General features: G+C 67.7%; 25 protein-coding genes and 1 tRNA gene. 14 read left to right on the top strand and 12 right to left on the bottom strand.

The features are described 5' to 3' along the window. Window positions 1–60: 60 nt before the first annotated feature. Together AB0M47_RS07725 and AB0M47_RS07720 are read left to right on the top strand one after the other, a co-directional pair. Window positions 61–408, top strand: a complete 348-nt coding sequence (locus AB0M47_RS07725; RefSeq protein ID WP_363410079.1) for a VOC family protein — start codon at window positions 61–63, stop codon at window positions 406–408. Between the two features lies 1 nt (window position 409). After that, window positions 410–1654: an MFS transporter gene (locus tag AB0M47_RS07720; RefSeq protein ID WP_363410076.1), complete on the top strand. Its 1245-nt coding sequence runs from the start codon at window positions 410–412 to the stop codon at window positions 1652–1654. 85 nt (window positions 1655–1739) lie between these two features. Here AB0M47_RS07720 and AB0M47_RS07715 read toward each other — a convergent pair whose 3' ends face one another. Next, window positions 1740–2336, bottom strand: coding sequence for a hypothetical protein (locus tag AB0M47_RS07715; protein ID WP_363410073.1), 597 nt, complete (start codon window positions 2334–2336; stop codon window positions 1740–1742). Window positions 2337–2474: 138 nt separating this feature from the next. Between AB0M47_RS07715 and AB0M47_RS07710 the strand changes: the two genes are divergently transcribed. Next, window positions 2475–3362 carry a LysR family transcriptional regulator gene (locus tag AB0M47_RS07710; protein ID WP_363410070.1) on the top strand — a complete coding sequence of 296 codons (888 nt, stop codon included), beginning with the start codon at window positions 2475–2477 and terminating at the stop codon, window positions 3360–3362. 274 nt (window positions 3363–3636) lie between these two features. Here AB0M47_RS07710 and AB0M47_RS07705 read toward each other — a convergent pair whose 3' ends face one another. The 5 genes from AB0M47_RS07705 to AB0M47_RS07685 all read right to left on the bottom strand — a co-directional run bounded on the left by AB0M47_RS07705 (window position 3637) and on the right by AB0M47_RS07685 (window position 9305). Next, complete coding sequence (locus AB0M47_RS07705; protein WP_363410067.1) at window positions 3637–4692, bottom strand: hypothetical protein; 1056 nt, start codon at window positions 4690–4692, stop codon at window positions 3637–3639. Between the two features lie 136 nt (window positions 4693–4828). Then, the gene (locus AB0M47_RS07700; RefSeq protein WP_363410065.1) at window positions 4829–6196 is read right to left on the bottom strand and encodes a hypothetical protein; all 1368 of its coding nucleotides are present in this window, start codon (window positions 6194–6196) and stop codon (window positions 4829–4831) included. A 99-nt stretch (window positions 6197–6295) separates the two neighbouring features. Next, the gene (locus AB0M47_RS07695; RefSeq protein ID WP_363410062.1) at window positions 6296–7615 is read right to left on the bottom strand and encodes an ABC transporter permease; all 1320 of its coding nucleotides are present in this window, start codon (window positions 7613–7615) and stop codon (window positions 6296–6298) included. Further along, window positions 7612–8310, bottom strand: a complete 699-nt coding sequence (locus AB0M47_RS07690) for an ABC transporter ATP-binding protein (protein WP_363410059.1) — start codon at window positions 8308–8310, stop codon at window positions 7612–7614. Before AB0M47_RS07690 ends, AB0M47_RS07695 begins: the two co-directional genes overlap by 4 nt. Further along, window positions 8307–9305 carry an efflux RND transporter periplasmic adaptor subunit gene (locus AB0M47_RS07685; protein WP_363410056.1) on the bottom strand — a complete coding sequence of 333 codons (999 nt, stop codon included), beginning with the start codon at window positions 9303–9305 and terminating at the stop codon, window positions 8307–8309. Before AB0M47_RS07685 ends, AB0M47_RS07690 begins: the two co-directional genes overlap by 4 nt. Before the next feature lie 57 nt (window positions 9306–9362). On the opposite strand from AB0M47_RS07685, the gene AB0M47_RS07680 reads away from it, so the two are divergent. The 5 genes from AB0M47_RS07680 to AB0M47_RS07660 all read left to right on the top strand — a co-directional run bounded on the left by AB0M47_RS07680 (window position 9363) and on the right by AB0M47_RS07660 (window position 13529). Beyond that, window positions 9363–10298 (top strand): helix-turn-helix domain-containing GNAT family N-acetyltransferase, encoded by a 936-nt coding sequence (locus AB0M47_RS07680; protein WP_363410053.1) that lies wholly within the window; start codon window positions 9363–9365, stop codon window positions 10296–10298. A gap of 103 nt (window positions 10299–10401) precedes the next feature. Then, window positions 10402–11040, top strand: coding sequence for a nitroreductase family protein (locus tag AB0M47_RS07675; protein WP_363410050.1), 639 nt, complete (start codon window positions 10402–10404; stop codon window positions 11038–11040). A gap of 121 nt (window positions 11041–11161) precedes the next feature. Next, window positions 11162–11237: transfer RNA gene (locus AB0M47_RS07670), tRNA-Lys, on the top strand. A 233-nt stretch (window positions 11238–11470) separates the two neighbouring features. Continuing rightward, window positions 11471–12805 carry a tyrosine-type recombinase/integrase gene (locus tag AB0M47_RS07665; RefSeq protein ID WP_363410047.1) on the top strand — a complete coding sequence of 445 codons (1335 nt, stop codon included), beginning with the start codon at window positions 11471–11473 and terminating at the stop codon, window positions 12803–12805. 85 nt (window positions 12806–12890) lie between these two features. Further along, window positions 12891–13529, top strand: coding sequence for a hypothetical protein (locus tag AB0M47_RS07660; RefSeq protein ID WP_363410044.1), 639 nt, complete (start codon window positions 12891–12893; stop codon window positions 13527–13529). Between the two features lie 81 nt (window positions 13530–13610). Here the strand turns inward: AB0M47_RS07660 and AB0M47_RS07655 are convergent, their stop codons facing one another. Then, window positions 13611–14348, bottom strand: coding sequence for a DUF6518 family protein (locus AB0M47_RS07655; RefSeq protein ID WP_363410041.1), 738 nt, complete (start codon window positions 14346–14348; stop codon window positions 13611–13613). Between the two features lie 195 nt (window positions 14349–14543). Here AB0M47_RS07655 and AB0M47_RS07650 point away from each other — a divergent pair, with 195 nt between their 5' ends. The 6 genes from AB0M47_RS07650 (at window position 14544) to AB0M47_RS07625 (ending at window position 20069) form a co-directional block, all read left to right on the top strand. Continuing rightward, complete coding sequence (locus AB0M47_RS07650; protein ID WP_363410038.1) at window positions 14544–14774, top strand: hypothetical protein; 231 nt, start codon at window positions 14544–14546, stop codon at window positions 14772–14774. A gap of 192 nt (window positions 14775–14966) precedes the next feature. Beyond that, window positions 14967–15500, top strand: coding sequence for a hypothetical protein (locus AB0M47_RS07645; RefSeq protein ID WP_363410035.1), 534 nt, complete (start codon window positions 14967–14969; stop codon window positions 15498–15500). Between the two features lie 55 nt (window positions 15501–15555). Continuing rightward, window positions 15556–17868, top strand: coding sequence for a WD40 repeat domain-containing protein (locus tag AB0M47_RS07640; RefSeq protein ID WP_363410032.1), 2313 nt, complete (start codon window positions 15556–15558; stop codon window positions 17866–17868). A gap of 234 nt (window positions 17869–18102) precedes the next feature. Further along, window positions 18103–18624 carry a SigE family RNA polymerase sigma factor gene (locus AB0M47_RS07635; protein WP_363410029.1) on the top strand — a complete coding sequence of 174 codons (522 nt, stop codon included), beginning with the start codon at window positions 18103–18105 and terminating at the stop codon, window positions 18622–18624. After that, window positions 18621–19868, top strand: a complete 1248-nt coding sequence (locus AB0M47_RS07630; protein ID WP_363410026.1) for a rod shape-determining protein MreC — start codon at window positions 18621–18623, stop codon at window positions 19866–19868. The genes AB0M47_RS07635 and AB0M47_RS07630 overlap by 4 nt, the downstream gene beginning before the upstream one ends. Before the next feature lie 42 nt (window positions 19869–19910). After that, window positions 19911–20069 carry a CD225/dispanin family protein gene (locus AB0M47_RS07625; protein ID WP_363410023.1) on the top strand — a complete coding sequence of 53 codons (159 nt, stop codon included), beginning with the start codon at window positions 19911–19913 and terminating at the stop codon, window positions 20067–20069. A gap of 201 nt (window positions 20070–20270) precedes the next feature. On the opposite strand, the gene AB0M47_RS07620 is transcribed toward AB0M47_RS07625, so the two are convergent. From AB0M47_RS07620 to AB0M47_RS07600, 5 genes are all read right to left on the bottom strand, one after another. Beyond that, on the bottom strand, window positions 20271–21470 hold the full coding sequence (locus AB0M47_RS07620) for an ABC transporter permease (RefSeq protein ID WP_363410020.1): 1200 nt from the start codon (window positions 21468–21470) through the stop codon (window positions 20271–20273). Continuing rightward, window positions 21467–22153, bottom strand: a complete 687-nt coding sequence (locus AB0M47_RS07615; RefSeq protein ID WP_363410017.1) for an ABC transporter ATP-binding protein — start codon at window positions 22151–22153, stop codon at window positions 21467–21469. Before AB0M47_RS07615 ends, AB0M47_RS07620 begins: the two co-directional genes overlap by 4 nt. Next, window positions 22150–22956, bottom strand: a complete 807-nt coding sequence (locus AB0M47_RS07610; RefSeq protein WP_363410014.1) for a hypothetical protein — start codon at window positions 22954–22956, stop codon at window positions 22150–22152. The genes AB0M47_RS07615 and AB0M47_RS07610 overlap by 4 nt, the downstream gene beginning before the upstream one ends. Before the next feature lie 17 nt (window positions 22957–22973). After that, entirely contained in the window at window positions 22974–23387 is a 414-nt protein-coding gene (locus AB0M47_RS07605) for a hypothetical protein (protein ID WP_363410011.1), read from the bottom strand. Window positions 23388–23599: 212 nt separating this feature from the next. Further along, on the bottom strand, window positions 23600–24022 hold the full coding sequence (locus tag AB0M47_RS07600) for a hypothetical protein (RefSeq protein WP_363410008.1): 423 nt from the start codon (window positions 24020–24022) through the stop codon (window positions 23600–23602). Between the last annotated feature and the right edge of the window lie 155 nt (window positions 24023–24177).

Here is a 24177-nt window from a genome sequence, read left to right as displayed (position 1 = left end):
CGCGGGCTCTCGGTGGCCGAGGCTTCAACCAGGGCAACGACAACCGCGTCAGGAGTGATCATGACCACCAAGGGCATCAAGACCGTCCTTCACCCGGTCTCCGACCTCGCCAAGGCCAAGGAGGTGTACGCCGCGCTGCTCGGCATCCAGCCGCAGACTGATTCGTCCTACTATGTCGGGTTTGACATCGGCGGCCAGCAGGTCGGGCTGGTGCTGGGCGGCGGCCCGCAGGCGATGACCGCGCCGGTGACGTACTGGGAGGTGGACGACATCGAGGCGAAGCTCGCCGAGGTGGTGGCCGCCGGCGGCACCGTCAACGACCCCGTACGCGAGGTCGGCGGCGGCCGGGTCGTCGCGACCGTCACCGACCCCGACGGCAACGTCCTCGGTCTGCTGCAGGATCGCTGACATGGCCGGGTCGTACGGCCGGGTGCTCCGGCAGCCGGCGTTGCGCCGGATTCTTCCGGGCATGCTCGTCTCCGCGCTCGGCGACGGGATGAGCATGGTCGCCGTGGCGTGGCTCGCGGTGCAGATCGCTCCGGCCGGCCAGGCGGGGATCTGGACCGGGCTCGCCGTCGCGGCGTACGCCCTGCCGGCGACCCTCGGCGCCGCCCTGCTCGCCCGGTTCGTGCGCCGGTTCAGCGGCGTACGCCTGGTGGCGGTCGACGCCTCGTTGCGAGCGCTGGTCCTGGGCACGATCGCGGCGCTGGCCGTCGCCGGAGTGCTCGGGCCGACCCTCTACGTGGCACTGCTCGCGGTGTCGTCGCTGCTGCACGCCTGGGGCAACGCGGGCGCGTACACGATGGTGGCCGAGGTGCTGCCCGAACAGGACCGGGTCACCGGCAACGCCCTCGTGTCGACCTTCACCCAGGCCGCGATCCTCGTCGGCCCGGCGCTCGGCGGACTGTTGCTGGCCACGGTCAGCCCCGGTTGGGTGATCGCCGCCGACGCGGTCAGCTTCGCGGTGCTGGCCGCGATCTGCTGGGCCACCGCGCCCGGGTACGCGTCCACGGTCACCGCCGCACCCGACGATTCCGCCGACGCGGCCGGTGGCTGGCGTACGCTGCGCAGCCAGCCGAAGCTGCTCGGCCTGCTCGCGGTGACCTGCGTGTTCTTCTTCCTCTACGGCCCGGTCGAGGTGGCGCTGCCGATCCACGTCGCGACCGAGGCGCACGCCTCAGCGAGTCTGCTCGGCCTGTACTGGACGGTGTTCGGCGTCGGCTGCACCGTCGGCGGGCTGGCCGCCGGATTCCTGCGCCACCAACCGTTGTGGCTCATCGTGATCAGCATCATCCTCGGCTGGGGCGCTGCCCTGCTGCCGCTCGGGCTCACGGACCGCGTCGCGCCGGGCTTGGTCGGCATGGCGATCGGCGGCCTGATCTACGGCCCGTTCACCGCGATCTGCACCGCGCTGTTCCAGCGGCTGAGCCCGCCGAGCGCGCTGAGTCGCGTACTGGCGGCGCGCAGTGCGCTGACCCTCCCGTCCACCGCACTCGGCGTGATGCTGGGCGGGCCGCTGGTCACCGCGGTCGGCGGCCGCCAGACATTGCTGATCTCGGCGCTGCTGACGATCACGTTCGGGGTGGCCGTCGCGGCGGTGCTCGGCATCGCCCACAGCGTCGGCCAGCGGCGAACGGTCGCCGAAGCCGCCTGACTGAAACCCGTTCGCCTGACCCGGCCGTCCGCCCCGCGACGGCCGGGTCATGCGCGTACAACCGCAGTGGCGCGTGGCGGTCGCGTCAGGCGGGTGTGGTGGCCGGTTGCTTGGCCGACCGGAAGTAGGCGCGGGCCGACGGCGCGAGCAGCAGCACGATGACCAGCACGGCGCAACCGAAGACCAGCGTGTTACGGATCGCGGTCAACACCGGCAGCCAATCCGGGTACGCCCCCAGCGCGGCGTCGAACAGCGCCTGAGCATCGAGCCGACGCAGGTCGGCATCGTTGGACCGGTCGAACATCGTCTGGAGCGCCGAGACCGCCGACGCGTTGCTCATCAGAATCGCCACGTTGCCGAGGATCACCACCGGCATCACGATCAGCGACACGATCCGCGCCGCCGGCCGTCCCGTACGCAGCCACCAGCCCAGCAGAGCGATGCCGAGCGCGATGACGACGGGAAAGACGATCGCCACGCCGGATTCGCGGAAGCTGAGATCGTTGTCGGCCAGTACGGAGACGGGCAGGCCCTGGGCGACGACTTCCTGTTCGGCCGCCGTCTGCACGTCGTCCCCGTAGACGAGCCCCAGCAGCGGAATGGTCAGGAAGGCCAGGGCGATCAGTAGGTTCGCGACGACGGCGATGCCGATCGCCGTCGGTCGCCGCGCGTACTCGGACATCGCAGTTCCTCTCGGGTAGCCGTCGCGCTGGGCGACGGACCGGCCTGAAATTGCGGTCCCAGTCTGGGATTCTCCTCGAAGCGGGATCAACGCGTTGTTTCGCAACGTGCGTTAACCCAGCGATCAACGGAGCTGCTCATGGAACTGCGTGACATCGAGATCTTCCTGACGCTGGCCGAGGAACTGCATTTCGGCCGGACCGCCGCGCGGTTGCACGTCACGGTGTCCCGGGTCAGCCAGGCCATCAAGAAGCAGGAACGGCTGATCGGCGGGCCGCTGTTCGTCCGCACCAGCCGGACCGTCACGCTCACGCCGCTCGGCGTACAACTGCGAGCTGATCTGGCCCTGGTCCACCACGAGCTGCGCGCGACGATGCAGCGCGCCAAGATGGCCGCGCGCGGCCTGACGGGCGTGCTGCGCGTGGGCCTGATTCCGGACGTCGCCCACGACCTGATGCCCGCCTGGGAAGCGTTCCGTGCCCGCCATCCGGACTGTCGGCTGGAGATCCGGTTCAACAGCTTCGTCGACCCGTTCGCGGCCCTCCGCAGTGGACAGATCGATGCGCTGATCGCCTGGCTGCCCGTCGAAGAGCCCGACCTGACCGTCGGCGCCGTCGTCTTCAGCGAACCGCGCGTCCTCGCCGTCTCCGCCGCCGGCACGCTCGCCGGCCGGAGCGAGGTCACTCAGGAGATCCTCGGCGACGGCCACCTCGTCGCGACCGGGCAACCGCACATCCCGGACTACTGGGAGGACGCCTACACCCCGTACGCCACCCCGAGCGGCCGCCCGGTCGACAACCGCCAGTACGTGACCGGATTCGAGGAGATACTGCGGCTGGTCAGCGCCGGTCAGATGATCCACCCGCTCGGTGCGCACGCCGCCCGCTTCTACGCCCGGCCGGACATCACCTACCTGGCGATACGCGACGCGCCGAGCCTGCGATGGGGGTTGGTGTGGCGCGAGGAGAATCCGCACGTCCGTACGCTCGACCAGATCTTCCGCAACCTCGGGACGCTCACCCGTTGATCAGCCCAGCGGCTTCGGCTTCACCCAGATCGAGGCGGGCGACATGTCGTAGCCGGGACCGTTCTCGAAGCCCGCGGTGGTCGGAATCGTGAGAGGAGCGGAGTGTCCACGGACAGCTGAAGGTGAACACCTGGTTCTTGGGTGGGCGGACCGACGGGATCCGGTTGGAAATCGACGGGCAGGCCCGCTTCGGCCAGGACAGCAGCGACCTCGCGGCCGCGCTGGCGGACCCGGTCAAGTTCGTCGTCCGACAGACGGCGTGGCAGGTCCGGGATCACGGCCATGGCAGCCACCGACGCCACCCCGGCTTCGCACCGCCACCTGAACGCGCGAGTACCCGCTGCGCGAGCCGCCGATCGCCGGCCCGGCAGCCTGGGGTGACGAGCATCAGATGGGCTACCGATGCCGCGATCGTCACGACGCGACTCTTCGACGCTTCGACTGTGGCATCGAGCCGAGCACGAACCAGGCCGTGGACCTCTTCGCGTACGGCGGGATCGCGGAAGGCCGCCGTCACGAGGGCGAACAATGCCGAGTCCGCAGCCCAGTCCTCCACCCCCAGCGCCAGATCGACCAGCACCTGCCGCCGGATCGAGTCCGTCCATGGCTCGTCCTCCTGATGCCGCAGGATCGCCAGGCAGACCCAGGGCTGCATCATCCGGTACCAATAGGTCGGCGAGACCGTGGCCAGATGCCGCCAGCGTGGGGTATCCGGAGGCGACGGCAGGTGCGCCAACAGGCCGAGGAGGTCCGGCAACGGCAGCTCGCCTAGTCGGCGCGCGGCGGCGTACCCCGCTAGCGGTGAGGGCCACGCCTCCTCGGCCGTCTCGTGCAACAGCTCAACGGCTTGGGCGGAGGGAGCCGGAGCCGACGCGACAGGCCGCCGGCCGTCGTAGCGCCAGATCGCGTACTTCCCTCGGTGAAGCGGAACCCTGATGTCCGGCTGCGGGAAGCCGACATAGTCGATCGGCGTACCGCCGACCACCCGCTGGAACGCCATCATCGCGCTGGCCGGTTCCGGTGCGGTCAAGGCAGTCCGCGTCATCGTGATGGTGTCGCCTTCCGCCCGCTGCCTTCCGATGTGGTCGGCCATCTCGCACACGGCCTCGCTCGGCATGGGCACCCAGTTCAGCCAGGGCCGCTTCCAACCGGCGAGGAAGACCAGCACCTCGATCATCGCGCACGGATGCGGATCATCGGCCACCGCCACCAGGCTCGCCACATCGCCCGTGGCCCGGAATCGCAGCGCCAACCGGGCGGCGTCGGCATGAGCGAACGTAGCGTCGTCGGCGAGCTTGCGAAGGTCGGCGTCGGCGTCTTCGGAGATCACGGTGCGCAGGATAACCAGCTGGCGACGGTCTCGCCGTCCCTCACGCCCACTGACGTCTGGGCGATCCAGCAGATGGTAGGCGGCCGGTCTGACAAAGCTGTGGCAGGCGGGTCGCTGGACCCGCCTGCCACGAGCCTCACTCGATGATCAGGTGCACCATGCCTTCGCTGTCGCTGCCGAGCGGTGCCGACGCGAAGGCGAGAGCCTTGATCGGGGCGGCGAGATCGCGCATCCGCGCGTCGTCGGCCGGGGCGAGATACTTCGGCAGGTCGACGTAGACGAGCAGATCCGGGTGGCTCGGCAGCCCTTCGATCGCCTTCTGGAACAGCGGCGAACTGGAGAGTTTCGCCGTCGCGGTGTAGCCGTCGGAGACGGCCTGGACGGTGTTGCCCGTCACGGTGACCGTCAGCTGCATCTCCAGCGACTTCAGCGCCGCCGCCACGTCCGCCGAGGCGGCCGCGTCCTTGGTTCGCAGGGTCGCGGACAGCATGGGCACTTCGCCCCGCACCCCCGTCACAGCGAACGCCAGGAACGAGGAGTCGAGGGCCTTGATCGCCTTCGAGAAGTCCGGGGCCTTCGCGAACTCGGCCTGGATCTCCGCGATCTGCTTAGGGTCCAGCCCTTCCAGATCCTCAGGGTCCAGGGTGGTCGGGCCGAAGAAGCCGTCGAGGCCCTCCGGCACCTTTCCAATCGCGGCCGACCCCGCGACGATGGCGTCGGCGGAGAGGCCGCCGACCGCGGCGATCAGGTCGGCGGCTGGTGGGGCCACCATCGTCGCGGCCGCTCCGAAGGTGCGGTAGCGAACCTCCACGCCGTCGTCGGTCGCGCTGGCGCCGACAACGAGGGTCCCCTGCTGCTTTCCAGTCAGGCCGGGTACGCCGAAGAACATGTCCGACGAGATGAACTCCTCGGCGAGGACGTCTTCGGGGATTTCCTCTTCGTCCATACCGAGGTCCGTCAGCTGCGACATCATCATGGCGGTCATCGCCTCACCTGCCTCGGCGAGGTCGGCGTACGCGTGGGCGAAGTGCTCTTCCGGCAGCCATTTCACGGCGTCGGCGTACGCCTGGACCCCGGCCAACGGGGTGGCCTGGGCCGCTGCGTTCGCCGCCTCGGCCGCGGCCTGGGCGTCACGCGTACCCCTTGCTGTGACGACGTAGCCGTCGCCGACGACGAAGCCGAACTTGCCCGAGCCTTCGCGGCCCCGCAGACGTTCCAGGCCCTCGCGAGCTTTGCGATCGTCGCGGCTGGCCGCCACGAGCAGCGTGTACGCCTCCGTGTCGTGCACCCAAAGCGCCGCACCGAACCGGCCGCCGAGCCACGGGGTGACGTCGTTGGTGAGGTCCTTGTCGTCCACCCGCACGTCGCCGTCCGCGGTGAACGCGACGACGTCGCCGGGCGTGATCTCGGCGGCTTGCGGGCCGGCCGCCGCCATCAGCGTCAACCCGGCCCAGCCGCCGATGCCGAGCAGCAGGGCGAGAACGAGGGTGCCGACGAGCAGCACGGGACTTCCCCGTACCCGACGCCTCATCCATGCGGATCAGGGTTGTGCATGCTTCCGAGGGCTTCGGAAGCATGCACAACCCTGATCTGGTCGCAAAGGCTAGGCGCGCATGACGGTCGCGATGGGAATCCGTGCGGCCCGGATGGCGGGGATCAGGCCGCCCAGCAGCCCGGCCACCAGCCCGGCGAGGATGCCGGCCATTCCGGCCTGCCACGGGAAGTCCATGTGGGCGAGGACCGGTTCCCGGCCGCCGAGGATGCGGCCGACGATCTTGAGGCATACGGAGGCGACGCCGATCGCTGCCGCCGCGGTGAACAGCCCGGTCAGCAGTGTTTCGGCGAGGACGATGCCGGCCAGGAGGGATCTGGGGGTGCCGACCGCTCGGCGGAGTGCGAATTCCTCGACGCGTTCGCCGACGGTGGCGAGGCCGACGTTGAGGATGCCGGCGATGCCGATGAGCAGGACCAGTCCGGCGATGCCGAGGAAGATCAGCCGGAACATGGCCAGCTGGCCTTCGATCTCCTTCTTGGACTGGATCATGTTCGAGCTGATCTGGTCGCTGGTCAGTCCGTCGGCCAGCAGGCGCCGCTTCAGGATCTGCTCGACGTCGTACGCGTCCGGCGTACGCAGGACTTCCATCCCGCCGAACAGGCCCTGGGTGGTCGTCGGAACCCAGTTCGTCAGCTCATCCGCCCGCACGTACGCCGCCGGCTGATCCCGCCCGTCGTCGACGACGCCGATGATCCGCGGGGTCGGGTTGGCCTTGGCGCCACGGATGCGCATCTCGGCCGGAATCTGGTACCGGCCGAATCCGATGGCGGCGGCCTTGTTGACGACGACACGCGGGGCCAGCGACGGCGGGCCGGTGAAGTCGAGCCATTGCCCGGCGACCAGTTGGTACGGGCGGAACGGCCGCACGTCGCCGGTGAGCCCGGTGAGGCTGAGTTCGATCGCCGCGCCGGTGGGCATCTGTTCGGCCTGCTGCTGCGGCGGAACCTCCTTGCAGTAGCCCTGCGCGTCGCAGAAGAACTGGCCACGCCCCTGCGGCCCGAAGTCGTACGGCTGGTCGAGCGGAGCGCCACCGGGATTGATCGGATTGACGCCCGGTTCGCCGATGATCGCGCTGACGGCGAGGGCGCCGACGGCGTCCGTACGCCCCTTGAGCGTGTCGAGGGTGAGCGAGATGGCGTGCTTCTCGTCCGGCAGCCACATCTGGATGGTGCCGTCCTTGCCCATCATCAGTTCGATGTTGGCCAGCGCGGCTCGGTTGGCCGTCTCCGCTCCGGCTTGCACCACGACGACGGCGAGCACGCCGAGGAACAGGCTCACGATCGACAGCAGCGTCCGCGTCTTGCGGGCGCGGATTCCCTGGACGCCGATGATGAGGGCGGATCGCAGCCGCCCGGAGAACCGCCTCACGCCAGAACCCCCGCATCCTCGGTGTGCAGTACGCCTTCCGAGAGGCGTACGACGCGTCCCATGCGGCGGGCGTGATCCCAGTCGTGCGTCACGAGGACCAGCCCGCAGCCCAACTCCGTGGTCGCGTGCAGGACGTCGATCACGAGGTTGCCGGTCTCGGTGTCGAGCGCGCCCGTCGGCTCGTCGGCGAGCAGGACCTTCGGCTGCCGGACCAACGCCCGCGCCACCGCGACCCGCTGCTGTTCGCCGCCGGACAGCCGGGCCGGCCGATGCTTGGCCAGGTGCGCGATGCCGACCTGTTCCAACGCCGCCATCACCTTCGCCTTGCGGTGCCGCCGGGGCAGCCAGCCCTGCCCGTTCACCAGCGCCATCGCCACGTTCTGCGCCGCGGTCAGATGTTTGAGCAGGAAGAACCGCTGGAACACGAAGCCGAACTCGGCGCTGCGCAGCGCGGCCGCCTTGCGCTCCCGCAGCTTGGTGATGTCCTTGCCGTTGAGCAGGTACTGCCCGCCGTCCGGCCGGTCGAACAGGCCGATCAGGCTGAGCAGGGTGCTCTTGCCGGAGCCCGAGCGACCCAGGATCGCCACGCTCTCGCCGGCGTGGACGCTGAGGTCCACTCCCGACAGGATGGTGCGCGGCTCCTGCTGCCCCTTGAGCGTCTTGGTGACGCCGGTCAGCTCGATCAGCGCGGTCACTTGGTCACCACGGCACCGGGTCCGCCCTGTTCACCGGTGTTCTGCGCGGGCGGGAGGTCCGGCCCGGGAACCATCACGGTGTCGGCCTCGGTCAGCCCGGACTTGATCTGGATGACCTTCCCGTCGGTGAGCCCCAGCACCACTTCCCGGGTCTCGTGGGTCCCATCCGCGCGTACCACTTCGACCTGGCCTTTGCCCTGACCGCCCGCGACCGCCTCGACCGGCAGGACCAGCGCGTTGGTCGCGCGCTCGGTGACCACCTCGATGGTGACCGCGGCGCCGTTGATGAGTTTGACCGAGGCCGGCGCGGTGCAGACGACGCGCATGCCGGTCGGTTCCGACGGCGGGGTGTTCTGCTGCGGTTCCTTGACCACCGGCGGCGTGGACGGCGACGCGGTCGGATCAGGCTGCTGAGCCGGCGGGTCGGGAATGACCCCGGCCGGCAGCGCGGCGATCGTGCCGAGCACCTGGCAGTCGAACGGGCCGGGACCGTTGGTGATCTGCGCGCGGACCGTCGACAGCGCCCCGGAGATCTTGTAGGCCTGCGCCCCGTCGATGTCGGCGACGATCCCGTAGCCGACGTGCTTGGCGGAGACGATCGGCATCCCGGCCTGCACTGTGGACCGATCGTCGGCCAGCCGTCCCGTGAAGATCGCCCCGGCCGGCACGTTCACGACGTGCGACTTGCCCTTCGCCACGACCGTGGCCACCTTGGTCGCCTTCTTCGGGGTGCTCGTCGGCGTCGTCACCGTCACGTACCGGACCTGCCCGGTCACCGGCGCGACCAGCCCGAACACCGGGTTGACCGTGACCTTGCCGGTGAGGCTCACCCGGTTGGCCAGGTCTTGGCGGGTGGGTTTCGCGGTCGTCACGATCGTCCCGCGCTGCGTCAGACTCGGCGTGTCGGTCTGCTCGCCACTGTTGGAGCACGCGGCGGTCACCGCGAGCACGGCCAGGGCCGTGAAGATTCGCTTCAGCACAATCGATGGACGCATTTTTCGCTCTCCACGTTGCCCTTGAGAATGGCTGACTTTAGTCAGATACTTTTCCGCATGGAGCAGGTCACCGGTCGCATCCGGGAGTTCAATCGCTACTACACGCAACGAATCGGCGTGCTCACCGACCATTACCTGGGCCCACGCTCACTCGGCGAGGCCCGCCTGCTCTACGAACTCTCGCGCGACGCCGATGTCCGTTCCGTCCGGACTCGACTCGGCCTCGACTCCGGCTACCTCAGCCGCCTGCTGCGCGCGCTGGAACGCCAAGACCTGCTCAAACTCGACCGCCACCCGGACGACGGCCGCGCCCGGATCGCCGTCCTGACCAACGCCGGCCACGCGGCCGTGTCAGATCTAGACACCCGCTCCGACGAATCGGTCACCGCGCTCATCGACCCGCTCACGCCTGACCAGCGCAAACGCCTCGCTGACGCGATGGAAGAGGTCCAGCGCCTCCTGCGGCTCGCGGCCGTCCAGGTCCAGCCCGTCGCCGCCGGATCCGCCGTCGCTCGCTCTTGCCTCCACGCGTACGCCGAAGAGCTGTCCCGTCGTTTCCCGGAGGGGTACGGCCCGGACGACCTCCTACCCGCAACCGCGTTCGCCCTCTTCCTCGTGGCGTCGGACGGAGTCTCACCCGTGGGCTGCGTAGGACTTCGCCCGCTCTCCGCGACCACCGCGGAAATCAAGCACATGTGGGTGAGCCCGTCCGCCCGGCGCCTCGGAGTAGGACGGCGACTGCTGGCCGCCCTGGAATCCCACGCCGCCACTCTCGGCTATAGCGAACTGCGCCTGAACACGCACGAAGCACTACCCGAAGCCATCGCGCTCTACCAAGCCCTCGGGTACGCCGAGATCCCTCCGTATGGTGACGACTTGCACGGCCAGCGCTTCTTCGCCCTCCCCCTCCCCCCGCCCCCTCCCCGTCCTCTCCCCGTTGATCATGGAGTTAACTGTGGTGTCGACGGTGTGGCGGCACCGGAAACCCCATGATCAACGCGCGCATCGGCGTGATGGCCGCGTCCGGGGCGGGAGGCGGAGGGGCGGGGCGAAGGGGGGCCGCGAACGGTCGGCGGGTCTGCAAGAATCCACGATCATGGAATTCGCAGACGTCATCCGCCGCCGGCGAATGGTCCGCCAGTTCGAGGATCGCCCGCTCGCCCCCGAGATCGTGGAGCGCATCCTCGCCAACGCGCTGCGCGCCCCATCCGCCGGCTTCGCCCAGGGCTGGGAGTTCCTCGTGCTGACCTCGGCGGAGGATCGCGCTCGGTTCTGGCCGTTCGTCCAGAACCAGGTCCGGTACACACCCGCCACGATGAACGCACCGCTCGTCGTCATCCCCCTCGCCCACAAGGCGCGCTACCTCGAGCGGTACGCCCAACCCGACAAGGGCTGGACCCTGGAGAACGCGGAGCAGAAGTGGCCGGCGCCGTACTGGTACATCGACGCCGGAATGGCGACCATGCTCATGCTGCTCAGCGCAGTCGACGAGGGCTTGGGCGGCTTCCTGTTCTGGATCATGCCGCCCTCCGAGATCTCCAACGACCCGGGCGCCGTCCCAGCTCACCTCGACGCGTTCCGCGCGGAGTTCGGCGTACCCGCCGAGTATGACCCGATCGGAGCGGTGGCGATCGGCTACCGAGCCCCCGACCTCCCACCCCAAAACCCTCAACTCGCCGTACGCCGCCGCACCGTCGCCGACGTCGTCCACGAGGGGCAGTTCGGGCAGCGCTGACCTGGAAGTTTGGGAGCTTTTGTCCGGCTAGACAATAGCCTGGCTCACATTCCCGCACCGCCGCGATACCGATTGGAGATCCCACTCAACCGCATGCTAAGGTTTCACCCGTTGCCAACGAGCGCCGCTAGCTCAACTGGCAGAGCAGCGGACTCTTAATCCGCGGGTTCGGGGTTCGAGTCCCTGGCGGCGCACCACAGCCTAGCTGGCCTTTCGTCGAAAGTCGAATGGCCAGCTTAAATGCGTTGGCTCGTGTGAGTCACATGTGAGTCAGACCTTCTGACTCACCGATTTTCCGGTTTCGCCACGTCAAGCGGTCGCACCGGGCCAAACGCATGAGATCAGCCGATCAGGCTTGGGTGCGCCCCACGGGACTCGAACCCCGAACCTTCGGATTGAGTGTCCGCTCCTGTTAGTTGAGGAGAAGACGGTGACTCGATCCCCCGAGGGAACGAAGTTCGTACAGCAACAAGATCAGCCGGGTGTCGTCTACCGGCGCTGCGGCTGCCGTGGCGAGGACGGCAAGCAGCTGGGTTTCAGCTGCCCGAAGCTCGACCAGGACGTATCGCATGGCCGCTGGTACTTCGCGGTCCAGGTCGACGGCGTCGACGGCCGGCGTACCCGGATCCGCAAGGGCGGGTTCGCCACCGAACCCGACGCCAGAAAGGCCATGGCACAGCTGCAGTCGCTACCCAGCGCCGAGGCGGTCGCCCGGACGTGGACGGTCGGCCGGTGGCTGCGGTTCTGGCTGGCCGAGTTGGAACGCCACGAGGCGGTGCGGGCGTCGACCCTGGCCGGCTACCGGCGGGTGGTCAACGGCTACCTGATCCCGGAACTGGGCCATATTCGGGTGTCGAAGCTGCGCACGAAGCAGGTGCAGCGGGCATTGGACCGGATCGGATCGCGGCGCACCCGCACGGGGAGGTTGATCGCGGCGAGCACGGTGCATGGGATCCGGGCGGTGTTGCGTAGCGCGTTGAGTCACGCGCGCCGCAACGGTCTGGTCGGGTTCAATGCGGCGTGGCGGATCAAGACCCCGACCGGTGTCCGGGCGTATCCGGTGGTGTGGACGCCGGCGCGGGAGCGTGAGTGGCGGCTGCATGGGGTGCGGCCGCGGGTGGCGTGCTGGGATCTGCCGCATCTGGGCCGCTTCCTGGAGGCGGTGCAGGATGGTCGGCTGTTCGCGTTGTGGTGGCTGGTCAGCCTGCATGGTTTGCGGCGGGGGGAGCTGGCCGGGTTGCGGTGGCAGGATGTGGACCTGGTCGGCCGGGAGTTGACGGTGCGCGAGCAGGTCCTGGTCATCGGCGGCGTCGTTCGGGTCGGGCTGACGAAATCGCAGGCCGGTCGTCGCACGGTCGCGTTGGACGAGACGTCGGTAGCGATCTTGCGCCAGTATCGGCGGGAACAGGCCCGGCTTCGCGGCGGCGCGGTGGACGTCCTGGACCCGGTGTTCACGCATGTGGATGGTCGGCCGGTGCGCCCGGATTGGATCACCCGCGAGTTCCAGCGCCGGCGTGCTGATCTCGGGCTGCCGCCGGTGCGGTTGCACGACATCCGGCACGGCTCGGCCAGTGCCGCCGGGGCGGCCGGGGTCGCGTTGAAGCAGACGTCGCACGACCTCGGGCATTCATCGGTGATCACGACCGCCGACATCTACCAGCACGTGTATCCCGAGACCGGGCACGCCGAAGTCGCGAAAACGGCGGCGCTGATCTTGCGGCATGCGAAGCTGCGCATGAGCTCCGGTGGCGCCTCCCAGGCGTAGAAGATTCAGTTCGCCGGTAGTCCGATGGGATGGATCCGGGTGACGGCCGACATGGTGGTGTGCGGAGGCGGTTAGCGTGTCCGGTGTGGCCGAACTGCACACCACCAAACGGGTCCGGGAGCTGGCCGCTGTGCTGCGTGAGGCGGTCAGCGAGCAGGGTGGTGACCTACCGGGCGGGGACTATGTGGAGCGTCTCGTGGCCGAGCGGGCCACGATGGTCAGCCAGCAGATGGGCCTCACACCGCGGACGGTGATGACCAACTACATGACACCGGCCTTGGTTCGCGAATGGGGCACGAGTCTGGCCGCGCAGATGCGCGATGCGGAGCTGACCGCGCACGACACCGCGCCGGTGACCGTCGAGCAGCGTGACGGGCTGCTGGTGCTGGCCGCGTTCGGGGTGTGCGGCATGCTCGCGGTCCACAACGCCGACCGGCGCGAGCACACCGACCCGCAGATTGTGGCCAAAGACGCCGCCGACTCGACGGTGCAAGTCGCTGTTCCGATGCACGAGGCCAACGGTCAGCCAGTCGAGATCGGCGGGCTCACCGTCGTCGTGGCCCGCAAGGTGATCGGCATGACCCTCGAAGCCCTGCGGAAAAGCTGGTGGGACTGCACCTGCGAACAACCCCACCGGCCGGACGGCGGCTGTGCGCTGCAGGACCGGCTCGAACACGACCTGGCGACCCTGGGCGGGTGGATCAACCGCGACGAGGCTGTCTAGGCGCAGTGGCCCCCTCGCTGTCATCCTCACGGAGGTGTTGTAACAGCCACCTGGGCTCTCCGCTGGGCAGCGCCGTTGGCGTCACAGGCCTGTCCGAATGGTCGACACCGCAGACCAGAGCAGGACACTCACGGCCACGGCTCCCGCGCCCACCCCGGCGACCAGCCGCCGCGAAACTGGCTGCCGACGAAGCCGGAGCACGACGCCGATGCCGACAAAAGCCAGAACGATCTGGACGAGTGAGGGCACCAGTTTGCCGAGATCGAACGCGTCCAGTGGGCCCTGGTAGATCGACCTGACGTGGACGAGCGTGAAGACGGCTTCGCCGCAGAGCAGCGCGAAGCTCACCCCGATTGCAGCCGATCCGAGCCGCACGGATGAATTGCGGGCGAGCCATCCCAGCCATCCGATGAACCCGCCGCCGACCACCGCGCTCGCGGCCCAGAACAGCAGTGACCGCACCACCGACGACAAGCCCGCAGACGGGCCTATATCGAGCTCGGCATATACCGGATCGACCCACCCACGGCGGCCGATCACAACAATGAGCCCGTAATACGTGATCACCGCGATCGTGAGGGTGAGCCCGGCGAGTTTCGCCGAGGCCCCTGCCCGGCTGGCTACCGACCCGATCAGCAGACCGGCGAAGCCCCAGGCGAAACCCGAACTGAAGAACGGATTGAGGTAGGCGGCCAGGTGTTCACCGCTCACGTCCGGAATGACGGCGACTGCACCAAGCCCAACACCGACAGCCGCGCACATGATCGCTTTCAAACTGCTGTCTTGGAGGGACAGCGCAACATTAGACGGGACAGCCACGCGGCCTCCATAGGCGGTCGAGATCGATGATCTGCTGGACGTGTGTCTGGCCGTCCGGGCGGCGACCTCGTCGGGATCGTATCTGCCACTGTCCTTCAGCTCTGCTGTCCGGCACCTGTTGCTTTGCCCCGCCGGCAACTTCCTGTTGAGGACGAGGCGGCGGAGGAGGCCGTACGTGAGGGGTTCCGCGATCGCGTGAGCAACCCGGGCACGGTGCACTCCAGGACTTCGCAGGCATCGCTTCATCGCGGACGCGAGATCTCGCTGACCAGCACATCCGGGCGGTCGCTGACGTTGGAGACCAACACGCAGCGTGCCATGGTCATCCTCCGCCCGGAGGATGACCCAGGCGAGCACGCCGCCACGCCGGCCGTCGAGGGCTACAGCGGCGGATATGCGCCGGCCAACGGGCAGCACGACGAATAGCCCCGACGAAGACGCCGTCCTCCTAGAAGACGCTCTCGAGATCATCGCTCGCAGAGCGCCAGCTCGCGTGGTACGTGCTGCCCCTAGCCTGCCGACGAGCGATGGTCATGCTGGTCGCGAAACCTCGCGCACTCACCCGCGCGGCTCGATTGCGGCCTTGACCTGAGGACTGCGTCCACCCAGAATCTCGGCGTGCAGATCCACACTGAGGATCGCGTGGTGCTGACCGTGATGCGCGACCGCGACGACTACCGCAAGGTCGGCACCATGCTGAGTTTCGGCGTGTGGGGCCGCTGGCAGTCGTTGGCTTTCTCCTTCCTGGTGTTCGCGATGTTGACGAGCTTGCTGGCCGAGCAGATCGTCGGCGCCATTACGTTGGGCGTGGTTGGCCTCGGCGCGCTCGTGCTCTTCCTGACGGGCGCCGCACGCGCGTTGCGTGCTTTGCCGGACTGGGCGTTCGCGCCGACCACCTTCACCGTTTCCGCGGAGGGCGTCCAGATGGAAAGCCCGGCGGCGCGGCGGGCGGCAAGCTGGGCCAGCCTGCAGTACGCGCGCAAGCTGTCCGTCGCGTATGTGTTCGCCGGTCCAGGCCAGACGCCCATCGCCTTGCCCCGCCGTCAACTCACCACCGAGGATGAGGCTGCGCTCGACGCCGTCCTCGATCGGTATCGCGATCGCCTGGGCGACCCAAGTGCGGTGTTCTCCACGACGCCAGCCGCAGGTTGATCACGGACGGCGTCCGGGAGCAGAGTCAGCCGACGCGCGTGAGATGGTTGCCGGCGTGATCGAGTCTTGGACAATCGAGGGCGAGCCGGTCGGGCCGCCGACGCAGCTGCATGAGAAGATCCGGGCCCGGATCGCAGGCGGCCAACTTGAGATGTCGCTGGCCAGCACGTCGGGGCGGTCGCTGAGGTTGGTGACCAACACCCAGCGCGCGATGGTGATCCTGCGAGGGTACGAACTTGACGAGGGCGAGCAACGCCGCCACACCTGGCACCCAGGGTTACAGCGGCGGATACGTGCTGGCCAACGGGCAGCACGACGAGTACCCCGACGAGGACACCGTCCCCCTTACAGAGGCTCTCAGGATCGTCGCCGCCATCGTCCTGACAGGGTCACCGCCGGACGGCACGGTCTGGGTGGTCGACCGCTGACCTCCGTACGCCGTTACCCGCGGTCAGGGGAACACCTGTACGGCGACTGGGCCGTAAGCTGCTCGCTCATGCGGATCCCCGACGCGACACCGATCGTCGTGACGGCGATGCTCGGACACCGGTCGCAGTGCCTGTCGGCCGCTGAGGGCACCGTCCGGCTATGGAATCCGTCAAAAGGCCCCTCGTCGGGGACGACGTTCGCGCCGCAGACGTCGTTCGGAGGTCCCACCACTGTTGCGATCGCCGAATCGCCGGACGGACGCATTGTGGTCGGCGGGTCGGCCGGCTACGGCTTGTGGCGGTGGAATCAGACGACCGGCGAACCGATCGGAAAGCCGATCACGGACTGGGCATTGCGTGGCATGCCGCCGCGCCTGCCGATGGCCGTGGTCGCCGGGTCGTCGGGCCCGGTGATCGTGGTCGGCTGTGACGACGGCTACTTGCGGAGTTGGAACGCCATGGATGGTTTGCCGGCCGGCGAACCCCGGCCGGCACACGACCAGCCGATCTGGTCCCTCGCTCTGGTCGACGGCGGCGACGCCGGTCCGCTCTTGGTCAGCGGCGCCGCTGACGGCCTCGTGAAAGCCTGGAACCCGGTCACCGGCCAGCCGGTGGGTATACCGCTGGGAAGATGCGGTATCCCGGTTGCTGTGTTCTCCGCCGGGCCCGGTCTGGTCGGCGTCGCCAGCGCCAGAGGGAACGTCCACGTCGGCGATCTGTCGACCGGACTGCGAGTAACGAAGAGCTTCGGCACCGGCTGGCAGCCGGCGCCGGGACAGCCGTGGTTTCCGGGCGATGTCGCGTATGCCTGTGGAATCCTCGCTACTGCGGTCGTCGACACCGTGCACCGGTGGAATCCGTTGACCGGCGAACCAACGGGTGACCCGATCGCCGTCGGCGACCGCGTCAGCGCGCTCACTACCGTCTACCGTGGCGGCGGTGGGCCGATGCTGCTGGTGGCCACGGAGGACACACGCGTGCAGCAGTTCGACCTGGTCACCGGCCAGCAAGCCGCGGCCGCGGTGCATCCGCATGCCGGGAACCCGAATCGGGTGGACGTCGTACGCGTCGGCCGCGAACAGATCACGCTGGTAGTCGAAACCCGAAGCCGGATCGTCAGCTTCGATGCACGTTCGGGACAGCTGTTAGGCGTCCTTAGACGTATGGGCTGGTTCGGAGTTGCCGTCGCCGGGCTTGCCGACGGCAGCACAGTGGTCGTGGGAGCCGATGAGGACGGCATCGTCCGTGTCGCCGTACCGGAGTTGACCGTCTGCGACCCGACGCCGGATGAGACGCCGATGACGATCTGGGATGTGGCAGCGGTGACCTTGCCCGCTGGGCGAATCGTGGTCGCTGGTGCTGGGCATGACTGGCTTGTGTATCGGTGGGATGCTGCGACCGGCCGATCGCTGGGAGAACCGTCGGCTGGCCATCCCGTCAGCGTGAAGGTGGTGGCCGCCGCAGTGGTGGACGGTGTCGCGACGCTGTTCTCCGGCTGCGAAGCCGGACAGGTACGCCGCTGGGACGCCGCCACCGGCCAACCGTTGGGCGAACCACTTGCCAGCGGCCTTGACCATATGAGCGGTTTGACCGTCGTCCGCACCAATGCCGGGCAGCACATCCTCGTCGGGTTCGACCTCGACGGTGTCGTGCACTACTGGGATGCCAGCACCGGCACGTTGATCTGGTCCGGCGACGGAATGACCCCGATGTCGCACCTGCTGCACACCTATCAGGACCGGGCAGGCCACACCGTTCTCGTCTATGTCATCACCGAGAGCAGCGTCGGCGAAGGACTGGGGCGCTGGGACGTCGAAGCCCGACGTGTCGTACCAGAGCCGCTGCCGGACGGCACGTGCGCGGTGTACAACGACGGCGACCACATCATGCTTGCCCGGTGCACTACCGACGGCGCGCTCATCATCGAGCCACTGGAATAGCCTGCGCTTGTGCTGCCGTGGACGACCACCTTGGCAGGTTGGAGCTCGCAGACGTTACCGCACCCCGGGGGCACAGGAACTCCGTCTGGACCGTCACCGGCCTATGGCGAATTCTTGCCCGCCCTGGGGACGCCGGTGAACGGGTTCTGGTCAGCCGGTGGCGTCCGGCAACTTTCCACGGGGCCTAAAGCGTGAGGATGGTCTGACGCGGTGCCATAGGAAAGCGGGTAAGGGGTGGATCGTCAGCTCGAGGAACAGTTCGAAGCCTTCGTCCGCGCCCGTTACCACCGGTTGTTCCGGATCGCGTTCCTGCTGTGCGGCGACCGTGGGCATGCCGAGGACGCGGTGCAAACGACGTTGGCCAAGACCTTCCTGATCTGGCCACGACTTTCACGGTCGGGCGAGTTCGACAACTACGTGCGCAAAATCCTGATCAACTGGCTGATCAGCAGCCGCCGGCGCAGATGGTGGTCAGAGACCCCGCACGAAGGGTTCGACCTTCTACCCGGTGGCGATCCCTACGACGGGGCCGATGATCGCGACGCGCTGCGCCGCGCGCTGATACTCCTGCCGGCCCGGCAGCGTGCGGCGGTGGTGCTGCGCCACTACGAGGACCTCTCCGAAGCCCACGTCGCCCAGTTGCTGGGATGTTCGGTCGGGACCGTCAAGAGCTTGACCTCGCGGGGTCTGGAGCGGCTGCGATCACAGATGACCGCACCGGTGGTACTGGCGGGACGGAAGGAGACAGCTACGTGAAGATCGACGACGTGGAGGACGTACGGCTTCGGCTGGCACAACTGGCCGAGTCACAGTCCCCCAGCGACGGCGAGCCCGTACGACAGGTACGCAGGCGGGCGGCCCGTCTGCAACGCCGGCGAGCCGCCGCCGTCCTGTCTGCGCTGGGGGTACTGGTGGCGGTACTCGGTCTACGCCAGTTGCTGATCGGTGGGGGTCCCATGCCGGTAACAGCACCGGACGGCCCGTTTCTGGGCTGGGCCGTAGCGGGCCACACCACGCAACCCGACCTGGTCGAGCGCGCCGTTCGGGTCTGGATCTCGGCCACAAGCCCGCAGCGCACGGCACCGGTGGCAGCGACCGACGTGCACGTGCTGCTGGCCGACGACGACACCGCGCTCGGGGCAGTCTTCGTCATGGAGGCTCGGATCAACGATGAGCCACGCCTGGCGATCGTCACCTCCTCGACAGACGACCCCAACACTTTGGTCCTTCGCGCGGACCGTCCGGCACCCGATCCCACGAGCCGGGTCGTCAGCTTCGTCAGCGCCCGCATGGGCACCCGCGGCGGGCTGGGCTCAGTGGCGTGGGCCATCGCGGTCGCCGCACCCGGAGTGACCCGGATAGCGGTAACGTCCACGACAGTGGACGACGTCTACGACGACGGCGGAGGCGAGGCTCGCCGGTATGTGATCACGCTGCTGCCGGTCTCGGCGACCCCGCTGACCACAACCGTCACCGCCTACCACGGCCGGGACAAGGTCACACACGAGCGAATCCAGGGCGGTGCACCAGGTGACGCGGTCGCTGTCCCTGCCGCTGTGCTGCAGGTTTCCGACGATCTCATCAGCATCGACGTGACCGGGATCCCGGCGGCGCAGCCCGGTCAGCTGATCGCCACACCGGACGGTCTGGTCGGCCGCATCGAGTCCATTCACGACCGTATCGCTTCGGTGCTGCGCGCCACCGCCGCCGGCTTCGCGATGACGGCACGCACGAGCCTGAGCAACTACACCGGTAGCCTGCACGGAACCAACGCAGGCATCGTGTTTAGCGAGGTGGACGCCGACGCACCCGTGCTGGCCGGCAACCGGATCGAAGTCGACGACCCCTCTCAGCAAGCCCCCGCTGTCGGCGCGATCACCGTCGGCCGAATCAGCCATCAGACCGGCACAGGCGAAGCCCGCTCGTTCAAGGTGACACCGTCGGCAACCGTAGGGCAGGAGGTCTTCGTCCTCATCCCCGGTGCGATCACCGACAGTTGAACCGACGGCAGTCCCTCCTATCGCGGCGACAGCTCGCCGGGGTTGTGGCTCGGCCTGTCCATCGCGGCCACCCTGTTCTGCTGCACCCCGCTGGGCATCGTCGGCATCGTCTTCTCGGCGATGGCGATGGACGCCAACAGCCGCGGCGACCACGGGCTGGCCGAGGCGCGGACCGAACGCGCCAAGAGTTGGACATTATGAAGGGTCAGCCTGGGTGTGCTGATCATCATCCTTCACGTCTGCCTCCGGGGGAGTCGGGCGAGCAGCCGCGACTATGAGGACTGCCCTGCGGCGACAGCCGGTCAGGCGAGGCGACGCTGCCGCGTCATAATGATCAGCAGCCAGCCGAGCAGCAGGAGCGCCACGGCACATGGCAAGCAGGCAACCGAGCTACACCCGTGTCTAGTCTCTCAGCGCGGTTGCCACGTCAAGCCGCGCGGCCATGAGGGCCGGCGCAGCCGCACCGGCCAGCGCCGTGATAATCGCGGCAGCTACACCCCAGACGGCCGCGCTCTGAGGGAACGCGGGTGCAGCAAGAGCCGTCGCAGGATCGATCTGCGTGGGTAGCCACCAGTTGATGACGGCGATTCCTGAGGCAACTGCGATCGCGGCTGCGAGTATGCCTGGCACTAGAGCCGCTAGGAGCATCTGTGCGAGGATCGCGGATCTTGTTGCGCCGAGTGCGCGGCGCACGACAAGTTCGCGGGTTCGTTCCGCGACGCTCGCGAGGCCGATGTTGAGAATGCCGAGTGCGGCGATGATCAGCGTGAGTGCGGCGATGATGAGGAATGCCTGTTGCTGAGTTCGCAGGCGGGAGCGTAACCCCTCGATGCCGTCGGCACGCGCGATGCGGTCTGGCAGCTTCCCGCCGGACGCAGCTGCCATCTGGTCGGCGATAAGTTGCAGAGTGGGCAGGTCCGCCGTGGGGCTATGCAGCAGGACGGTGGTTTGTCGGCCTTGCAGCGTGGTCGGTCTGGCGTTAAGGACTGCGATGAGGGGCAGATATACGCGGGGGTTGCTGTCTCCGTCCGCAATGACGCCGACGACGTGTGCGGGTATCGGCGGCTGCTGTTTGGTGGTCAGCGTCGACAGGCTGGTGCCGACGCCTCCCCAGCGGCGGGCTCCAGCAAGGTTCATGACGAGCTCGATGGGCGTGTCGGAATTCGTCAGATACCAGCGACCGTCAAGCAACTGCAGCCGTCGGACAGCGGCTAGGTCGCCTGCCACCATGGTGAGCGTCTGGAACGTCATTGGACCCTGGGGTTGGCCCGGCGACGACGGAGCCAAAGCGGTTCCTCCAGTTGGCTCGACAATGATGGCGTAGCCTCCACCCGAATGTGTCAGCGGCGCTGCGGCTTGACCGGCAGCACGAATTGCCTGCGGTGTTGCTCCTGGCAGCTCCAGCGTGGCCTGAGCGGTCATATCGCGGCCGTGTGCCTGCTCGGCTGCCGCGACGAAGCTATCCTCCACGACCTGCGAGATCGTAAAAATCGCAACAATGGACGCGACGCCGAGGAGAAGGCTCACTGCGCTGAGCAGTGCGCGGCCCGGATGAGCACGCAGCTCGGACGCCGCGTGGCCGAGCGTTCTGGCACCGATCATGCGCTGACCAACTGCCCGTCGGTCAAGGTCACGATGCGATCGGCCCGTTGCGCGACCTGTAGGTCGTGCGTCACTATCACCAACGCGGTCGACCGGTCGCGGGCGGTAGTGAAGAGGGCATCGAGCACGATGTCGGCCGTCTGAGTGTCCAGTGCACCGGTAGGCTCGTCGGCCAGAACCAATGATGGACGTCGTACGAGCGCGCGCGCGATGGCAACGCGTTGCTGCTCGCCTCCGGACAGTTGCCGTGGCCGACTTCGCGCTCGATCGGCGAGCGCCACCGCCTGCAATACATCCTGGACGCGCCGCGCTCGGTCGCGCCTGGTTGTGTTGCTGCCGTAGCGGAGGGCTAGCCCGATGTTGTTGGCCGCTGTCATGTGCCTCACGAGCGAGTACGACTGGAAGACAAACCCGATGTTGCGATTACGGAAGATCGCCCGCTGCCGATCGCTAAGCCGGTCGACGGGTTGGTCGCAAATTCGGAGAGAACCTCGCTGTACAGATGTCAGCAGACCCAACAGCGCCAGCAGCGTCGACTTGCCCGATCCGGAGCGGCCCATGACAGCCACTGACTCACCTGTCGTCACACTCAGGTCAATGCCTCGCAGCACCTCCAGCGGCTGTCCTCCTGGCAATGCGACAGTCTTACGCAGCTCGCGCGCTTGCAGAACAAACGTGCTCACCGGACTGTGACCGACAGCGTCGGTGGATAGGGAAGGACTTGATCACCCTCGGCAAGGCCGCTGACTATCTCGATGCTAATGCCATCGGTGATACCCACTCTGACCTGAGTCTCGGCATATGCCCCGCCGGTGGTCTTCCACACAATTCCGCGGTCCGCCGTCGATGAGACCGCTGACGCAGGAAGGACCAGGACGCCGTGCCGCTCACCGGTACGAACGCCGATCGTGGCCTTCAAACCAGCGAAGGCAGCGACGTCTGTGGGAATCGCGCACAAAACCGCAACTCGCGGTCCATCGGTGGCGGGCGACTGGACGGAGGGCAACAACGCACAGCCGAAAGGCCCTGGCCCATTTGCAATCTGGACCTGCGCCGAGGTTGGACCGCCATAGACTCGGTAAGACAGCTCCGGCGGGAAGGATGCAGCGACTCCGAACCCCTGATACCGCAGCTCCGCCACTGGTACCCGCGCGGCGACCTCGACACCTAGTGGCACCAGCCAGCGTACGAAGTAGCCCGCCACCGGCGCCTTCAGAACCGTCGAGCCCTGCCGGGCGATCACATCGCCGGCCTTCACCCGACGACCCGGCCGCACTCCCTTGCCAGCGGCAACGGCGGCTTTTCGCGCCGACCACAGCACATATTCAGGCGTCGCCTGCACGGCGCCCTCTAAGGCAACTACCGACACGATGTCACCACGCTGGACGCTTACCGGCTCGGGGGGCGACAGGGGGGACGCCTTCCCTGGGACGGGTGTAGTCGGCGCCGAACAACCCGCCAGCGTCAGCGCGATCACAATCAGCACCCCACTCGCCCTGCGCATCATCCTGCAGCCGAAGAGACGGTCGGCAGCACCGTGTGACAGTTGAGGTTCACATTGTTTTGTACAAGCGACGGATCACCAAGGGCAGCCTTGGACAAAGTGCTGTCCACAAAGTCACGGGTTCCTTGGTCTGAGTACAACACGTACTGGTCCATACTCTTGAAGGTCAACAGCTTCTGGTACGCGGTGGTGGCCCGCTGATTGTCGTGGCCGAACTGCGACAGCCACTCGCGCTGCCAGGCGCAGTACCACATCGTCTGCGCGGTCGCGGTGCCCCAGCCCTTCTCATATGAGTGGCCGTGAAGCTTGCCGTCCGAGCCGACCTCCGGCTCAGCGATGGGAGCCTTCGCGGGCCAGTACACGCCTGGGGGCAAGTCGAGGGTCTTCGTCGTCGCCCAGAACTCGTCGACCATCGCCGACTCCTCATTTACCTGGTTCGTGGCTGAAGCGCTCGGGCTCGGCTGCTGCCCACAGCTCGCCAACGCAGCGGCCACAACCAAGAACGCGGCAGCTGCCAATCCCCGTCTCATAAGTACCTTCCACCGTGTCAAATTCGTGTCTGACCTGGACAACTCACGGCAGCGAGGCGGCCGGAGCCGCCTCGCTGGTAGTTCGAAGGCGAAGCTCAGTAGCTGAGCGTACCGCTCCAAGTGTCGTCCACCTGGTCGTAGAAGCCGGACTTGATTCGGAACTGGAAGCCGACGTTTGCGTCGCTCTTCAGTGTCTTCTGCACATAGCTGTTCAGCCACGTCTGCGTGGAGCTGACCGACGTGCACGACGAGTCGTTGCTACTCAGAGCGAGCGAGAGGGTGTGGTCGAGATCCTGGTCGGTGATCAGGTCAGTTGGCGTGAACCAGATCGTTGCCTTGGTCGCGGAGCGGGTCGTCGCGTGGCAGGTCCACGTCCCGTCATGATCCACCACTCCGTTGAGCGTGGTGCTGGTGGCCGACGCCGGCCCCTGCACGGCGATGACCAGCCCGATGGCCAGCATCGAGGCACCGACGACGCCAGCAACGCGCCGTCGGCCCCGGATGGGATTCTGCTGCACCTTACCTCCCTCGTGATTGAAGGACATCTCATCGACATGTTCCGAAGTATCGAAGCCTAGTACGGCAGTCACGGTTCACCGGTTGAGCTGCGCGGATGCGCGAAGACAGCCACCGCCAGATCATTGAAAGTTGTGGACAAGTCAATAATGCGGGC

The sequence above is a fragment of the Hamadaea sp. NPDC051192 genome, from assembly GCF_040682475.1.
GTDB classification, from domain to species: Bacteria; Actinomycetota; Actinomycetes; order Mycobacteriales; family Micromonosporaceae; genus Hamadaea; species Hamadaea flava.
This window is presented reverse-complemented; position numbering and strand designations above follow the sequence as displayed.

Excerpts from the sequence above, each read along its gene's own strand:
- AB0M47_RS07725 (WP_363410079.1), top strand. The coding sequence starts at position 61 with ATGACCACCAAGGGCATCAAGACCGTCCTTCACCCGGTCTCCGACCTC.
- AB0M47_RS07720 (WP_363410076.1), top strand. The coding sequence starts at position 410 with ATGGCCGGGTCGTACGGCCGGGTGCTCCGGCAGCCGGCGTTGCGCCGG.
- AB0M47_RS07715 (WP_363410073.1), bottom strand. The coding sequence starts at position 2,336 with ATGTCCGAGTACGCGCGGCGACCGACGGCGATCGGCATCGCCGTCGTC.
- AB0M47_RS07710 (WP_363410070.1), top strand. The coding sequence starts at position 2,475 with ATGGAACTGCGTGACATCGAGATCTTCCTGACGCTGGCCGAGGAACTG.
- AB0M47_RS07685 (WP_363410056.1), bottom strand. The coding sequence starts at position 9,305 with ATGCGTCCATCGATTGTGCTGAAGCGAATCTTCACGGCCCTGGCCGTG.
- AB0M47_RS07680 (WP_363410053.1), top strand. The coding sequence starts at position 9,363 with ATGGAGCAGGTCACCGGTCGCATCCGGGAGTTCAATCGCTACTACACG.
- AB0M47_RS07675 (WP_363410050.1), top strand. The coding sequence starts at position 10,402 with ATGGAATTCGCAGACGTCATCCGCCGCCGGCGAATGGTCCGCCAGTTC.
- AB0M47_RS07620 (WP_363410020.1), bottom strand. The coding sequence starts at position 21,470 with ATGATCGGTGCCAGAACGCTCGGCCACGCGGCGTCCGAGCTGCGTGCT.
- AB0M47_RS07605 (WP_363410011.1), bottom strand. The coding sequence starts at position 23,387 with ATGGTCGACGAGTTCTGGGCGACGACGAAGACCCTCGACTTGCCCCCA.